The organism is Escherichia sp. AM3, assembly GCF_032029835.1.
GTDB lineage: Bacteria > Pseudomonadota > Gammaproteobacteria > Enterobacterales > Enterobacteriaceae > Escherichia > Escherichia coli.
Window position 1 is genome coordinate 1 of record NZ_JAVUPQ010001296.1, and the last position, 237, is coordinate 237.

1 protein-coding gene and 1 pseudogene are annotated in these 237 nt (G+C 58.6%); both read left to right on the forward strand.

Annotated features, from left to right (window positions below; all coding sequences use genetic code 11):
* The coding region (locus RTW80_RS30755) for a PGF-CTERM sorting domain-containing protein (RefSeq protein WP_312722040.1) at positions 1 to 93 on the forward strand (93 nt) is incomplete at its 5' end.
* 6 nt (positions 94 to 99) lie between these two features.
* Positions 100 to 237 (forward strand): annotated as a pseudogene (locus RTW80_RS30760) (ABC transporter substrate-binding protein); the annotation flags it as partial.

Genomic DNA, 237 nt, shown 5'->3' on the forward strand with positions numbered 1-237 from the left:
TGGATGAGCTTTGCCGCCGTTTGCGCCCTGCTGGCAACGCTTTATCTCTATCGTCGTCGCGCGTTAATCCTGCAAACTGCCGTTAAGGAGTGATCCCTCATGCTTACATTCAGAACGGTGATTGCCGCCCTGACCTTCGCCACCCTCAGCGCGGGTGCGCTTGCGCAGGATGTGACGGTGATGATTTCTGGCGGCTTCAAAGCGGCGCTGGAGAAGCTGACGCCGCAGTACGAAGCG